This window comes from Marinobacter sp. ATCH36 (assembly GCF_023555055.1).
Lineage (GTDB): Bacteria > Pseudomonadota > Gammaproteobacteria > Pseudomonadales > Oleiphilaceae > Marinobacter.
In genome coordinates this window covers 1-5,349 of the sequence record NZ_JAMJPL010000013.1, presented here as the reverse complement: position 1 = coordinate 5,349, position 5,349 = coordinate 1, and the positions used below count along the sequence as shown (strand labels likewise).

At 53.4% G+C, this 5,349-nt stretch carries 2 tRNA genes and 2 rRNA genes; all 4 read right to left on the bottom strand.

Annotated elements, in window-relative coordinates:
* Positions 1-19: 19 nt before the first annotated feature.
* A 23S ribosomal RNA gene (locus M8010_RS19815) occupies positions 20-2,914 on the bottom strand.
* A 342-nt stretch (positions 2,915-3,256) separates the two neighbouring features.
* A tRNA-Ala gene (locus M8010_RS19810) sits at positions 3,257-3,332 on the bottom strand.
* Between the two features lie 234 nt (positions 3,333-3,566).
* Positions 3,567-3,643, bottom strand: a tRNA-Ile gene (locus M8010_RS19805).
* An 89-nt stretch (positions 3,644-3,732) separates the two neighbouring features.
* Positions 3,733-5,268, bottom strand: a 16S ribosomal RNA gene (locus tag M8010_RS19800).
* Together the 16S and 23S rRNA genes with 2 tRNA genes alongside form the textbook arrangement of a ribosomal RNA operon.
* Positions 5,269-5,349 lie beyond the last annotated feature (81 nt).

The following is a 5,349-nucleotide window of genomic DNA, read 5'->3' as shown; positions in this document are numbered from 1 at the left end:
CAATTGTCTTGGGTGTTATATAGTCAAGCCGCACGAGCAATTAGTATCGGTTAGCTCAACGCCTCGCAGCGCTTACACACCCGACCTATCAACGTCCTGGTCTTGAACGGCTCTTCAGGGACCTCAAGGGTCCAGGGAGATCTCATCTTGGAAGGGGCTTCCCGCTTAGATGCTTTCAGCGGTTATCCTATCCGAACATAGCTACCGGGCAATGCCATTGGCATGACAACCCGAACACCAGCGGTTCGTCCACTCCGGTCCTCTCGTACTAGGAGCAGCTTTCCTCAAATCTCCAACGTCCACGGCAGATAGGGACCGAACTGTCTCACGACGTTCTAAACCCAGCTCGCGTACCACTTTAAATGGCGAACAGCCATACCCTTGGGACCGGCTTCAGCCCCAGGATGTGATGAGCCGACATCGAGGTGCCAAACACCGCCGTCGATGTGAACTCTTGGGCGGTATCAGCCTGTTATCCCCGGAGTACCTTTTATCCGTTGAGCGATGGCCCTTCCATACAGAACCACCGGATCACTATGACCTACTTTCGTACCTGCTCGACGTGTCTGTCTCGCAGTTAAGCGGGCTTGTGCCATTACACTAACCGCATGATGTCCGACCATGCTTAGCCCACCTTTGTGCTCCTCCGTTACGCTTTGGGAGGAGACCGCCCCAGTCAAACTACCCACCACACAGTGTCCTTAACCCCGATAAGGGGTCGAAGTTAGAACCTCAAACAGGTCAGGCTGGTATTTCAAGGTTGGCTCCACCGGAACTGGCGTCCCGGTTTCAAAGCCTCCCAGCTATCCTACACAAACATGCTCAAAGTTCACTGTGAAGCTATAGTAAAGGTTCACGGGGTCTTTCCGTCTAGCCGCGGATACACCGCATCTTCACGGCGATTTCAATTTCACTGAGTCTCGGGTAGAGACAGCGCCCCCATCGTTACGCCATTCGTGCAGGTCGGAACTTACCCGACAAGGAATTTCGCTACCTTAGGACCGTTATAGTTACGGCCGCCGTTTACCGGGGCTTCGATCAAGAGCTTCGCACGAATGCTAACCCCATCAATTAACCTTCCGGCACCGGGCAGGCGTCACACCGTATACGTCCACTTTCGTGTTTGCACAGTGCTGTGTTTTTAATAAACAGTCGCAGGGGCCTGGTATCTTCGACCGGCGTCCGCTCCACCCGTAAAGAGCTTCACGTAATACCGGCGTGCCTTCTCCCGAAGTTACGGCACCATTTTGCCTAGTTCCTTTACCCGAGTTCTCTCAAGCGCCTTGGTATTCTCTACCTGACCACCTGTGTCGGTTTGGGGTACGGTCTCGAATAGCCTGAAGCTTAGAAGATTTTCCTGGAAGCAGGGCATCAATGACTTCCAGCCCGTAAAAGGGCCGTCGTCGTCACGTCTCGGCATTGTGGGACCGGATTTGCCTAATCCCACTGCCTACTCGTTTAAACCGGGACAACCGTCGCCCGGCTCACCTAGCCTTCTCCGTCTCTCCATCGCAGCTATCCAAGGTACGGGAATATTAACCCGTTTCCCATCGATTACACCTTTCGGTCTCACCTTAGGGGCCGACTCACCCTGCGCCGATTAGCGTTGCGCAGGAAACCTTGGTCTTCCGGCGTGGGAGTTTTTCACTCCCATTGTCGTTACTCATGTCAGCATTCGCACTTCTGATATCTCCAGCATGCTTCTCAACACACCTTCGCAGACTTACAGAACGCTCCCCTACCACGCATCTTGCGATGCATCCGCAGCTTCGGTGACCAGTTTGAGCCCCGTTACATCTTCCGCGCAGGCCGACTCGACTAGTGAGCTATTACGCTTTCTTTAAAGGATGGCTGCTTCTAAGCCAACCTCCTAGCTGTCTGAGCCTTCCCACATCGTTTCCCACTTAACTGGTACTTGGGGACCTTAGCTGGCGGTCTGGGTTGTTTCCCTCTTCACGATGGACGTTAGCACCCACCGTGTGTCTCCCGGATAGTACTCACAGGTATTCGGAGTTTGCATCGGGTTGGTAAGTCGGGATGACCCCCTAGCCGAAACAGTGCTCTACCCCCTGTGGTATTCGTCCGAGGCGCTACCTAAATAGCTTTCGGGGAGAACCAGCTATCTCCGGGCTTGATTAGCCTTTCACTCCGATCCACAAGTCATCCCCTGGCTTTTCAACGACAGTGGGTTCGGGCCTCCAGTTGATGTTACTCAACCTTCACCCTGCTCATGGATAGATCGCCCGGTTTCGGGTCTATGCCCAGCGACTAAATCGCCCTATTCAGACTCGGTTTCCCTACGGCTCCCCTAAACGGTTAACCTCGCCACTGAACATAAGTCGCTGACCCATTATACAAAAGGTACGCCGTCACGGAACAAGTCCGCTCCGACTGCTTGTACGCATACGGTTTCAGGATCTATTTCACTCCCCTCACAGGGGTTCTTTTCGCCTTTCCCTCACGGTACTGGTTCACTATCGGTCAGTCAGGAGTATTTAGCCTTGGAGGATGGTCCCCCCATGTTCAGACAGGATGTCTCGTGTCCCGTCCTACTCGATTTCACTGGACTCAGGTTTCGGATACGGGGCTATCACCCACTATGGCGGCACTTTCCAGAGCCTTCTCCTACCAGTTGTCCAGCTTAAGGGCTGGTCCCCGTTCGCTCGCCGCTACTGAGGGAATCTCGGTTGATTTCTTTTCCTCGGGGTACTTAGATGTTTCAGTTCCCCCGGTTCGCCCCGCACAGCTATGTATTCACTGTACGGTACCGGTCCGAAGACCGGTGGGTTTCCCCATTCAGAGATGCCCGGATCACAGCTTGTTTGCCAGCTCCCCGAGCCTTATCGCAGGCTTCCACGTCTTTCATCGCCTCTGACTGCCAAGGCATCCACCGTATGCGCTTAATTGCTTGACTATATAACCCCAAGACAACTGATCTGTGCCTCATCACTTCATAAGAACCGGATACTGACCAAAGCCAATACACGTCTCTCATCCAGGATGAGTTCAGAGACAGTCGCTTGAAGCATATGCAATCACTTCAACGACAACACCGGATAACGCTTGAAATCGCTATCACATTGAATTCATTCCTCTCGGAGATAATGAGAGAAATCAATTCGTGTTCTATCTCGTCCAATTTGTTAAAGAGCAAATCTGACCCAGTGATCAGAAAGAAGAACTTCGAATGATGAACCCTGTCATCACATCGAAACACTTTTTTCTGCACACTGCTAACTGGCGTTAGTCAGTAATATGGTGGAGCTATGCGGGATCGAACCGCAGACCTCCTGCGTGCAAGGCAGGCGCTCTCCCAGCTGAGCTATAGCCCCGTCTGCTTGTCCAGCTTTCGTCACTCGTCGTTGCAGCCTTCGCTCGCATCAGTCATGACCCATCGAGGGTCACTCCTTCACTCGCTCACACTGCGCCTAGATTGACAAAACCTGTCCGGCGCATCCGCGATCGCCGATACTTCGGCGCCACTAAGAATTGTTCAGATCAAGGCATCGGATGGCGCCGCATAGCCTGCTATGCAAGTCATTCGATAACGCCGAGCTGGGCAATTCTGGTGGGTCTGGGTGGATTTGAACCACCGACCTCACCCTTATCAGGGGTGCGCTCTAACCAACTGAGCTACAGACCCAAAAACACGGGCCTGTAAGACCCTTTGCTCTCTTCTTAAGCTAACCAAGTAATTCGTGTGGACTCTGACCGAAGCGTTTCGGCTTCGTTTAAGGAGGTGATCCAGCCGCAGGTTCCCCTACGGCTACCTTGTTACGACTTCACCCCAGTCATGAACCACACCGTGGTGATCGTCCTCCCGAAGGTTAGACTAACCACTTCTGGTGCAATCCACTCCCATGGTGTGACGGGCGGTGTGTACAAGGCCCGGGAACGTATTCACCGTGACATTCTGATTCACGATTACTAGCGATTCCGACTTCACGGAGTCGAGTTGCAGACTCCGATCCGGACTACGATGCGTTTTGTGAGATTGGCTCCCCCTCGCGGGTTTGCAGCCCTCTGTGCGCACCATTGTAGCACGTGTGTAGCCCTGGCCGTAAGGGCCATGATGACCTGACGTCATCCCCACCTTCCTCCGGTTTGTCACCGGCAGTCTCCCTAGAGTTCTCAGCCGAACTGCTAGCAACTAGGGATAGGGGTTGCGCTCGTTACGGGACTTAACCCAACATCTCACGACACGAGCTGACGACGGCCATGCAGCACCTGTGTCAGAGTTCCCGAAGGCACCAATCCATCTCTGGAAAGTTCTCTGCATGTCAAGGCCAGGTAAGGTTCTTCGCGTTGCGTCGAATTAAACCACATGCTCCACCGCTTGTGCGGGCCCCCGTCAATTCATTTGAGTTTTAACCTTGCGGCCGTACTCCCCAGGCGGTCTACTTAGTGCGTTAGCTGCGCCACTAAGACTTCAAGAGTCCCAACGGCTAGTAGACATCGTTTACAGCGTGGACTACCAGGGTATCTAATCCTGTTTGCTCCCCACGCTTTCGCACCTCAGTGTCAGTATTGGTCCAGAGTGCCGCCTTCGCCACTGGTGTTCCTTCCTATATCTACGCATTTCACCGCTACACAGGAAATTCCACACTCCTCTACCATACTCTAGCCTGACAGTTCGAAATGCCGTTCCCAGGTTAAGCCCGGGGCTTTCACATCTCGCTTATCAAACCACCTACGCGCGCTTTACGCCCAGTAATTCCGATTAACGCTTGCACCCTCCGTATTACCGCGGCTGCTGGCACGGAGTTAGCCGGTGCTTCTTCTGTGGGTAACGTCAAGCTTGGCGGGTATTAGCCGACAAGTTTTCCTCCCCACTGAAAGTGCTTTACAACCCGAAAGCCTTCTTCACACACGCGGCATGGCTGGATCAGGGTTGCCCCCATTGTCCAATATTCCCCACTGCTGCCTCCCGTAGGAGTTCGGGCCGTGTCTCAGTCCCGATGTGGCTGATCATCCTCTCAGACCAGCTACGGATCGTCGCCTTGGTAGGCTCTTACCCCACCAACTAGCTAATCCGACATAGGCTCATCCAATAGCGCAAGGTCCGAAGATCCCCTGCTTTCCCCCAAAGGGCGTATGCGGTATTAATCCGGGTTTCCCCGGGCTATCCCCCACTACTGGGCAGATTCCTATGTATTACTCACCCGTCCGCCGCTCGTCAGCATCCCGAAGGACCTGCTACCGCTCGACTTGCATGTGTTAAGCCTGCCGCCAGCGTTCAATCTGAGCCATGATCAAACTCTTCAGTTTAAATCATACAAGAATCCGAAGATCCTCTATTCTTGCTCAAGACAAAACTCAATTTCGACGAGTCACTGTCCTGATATTTCG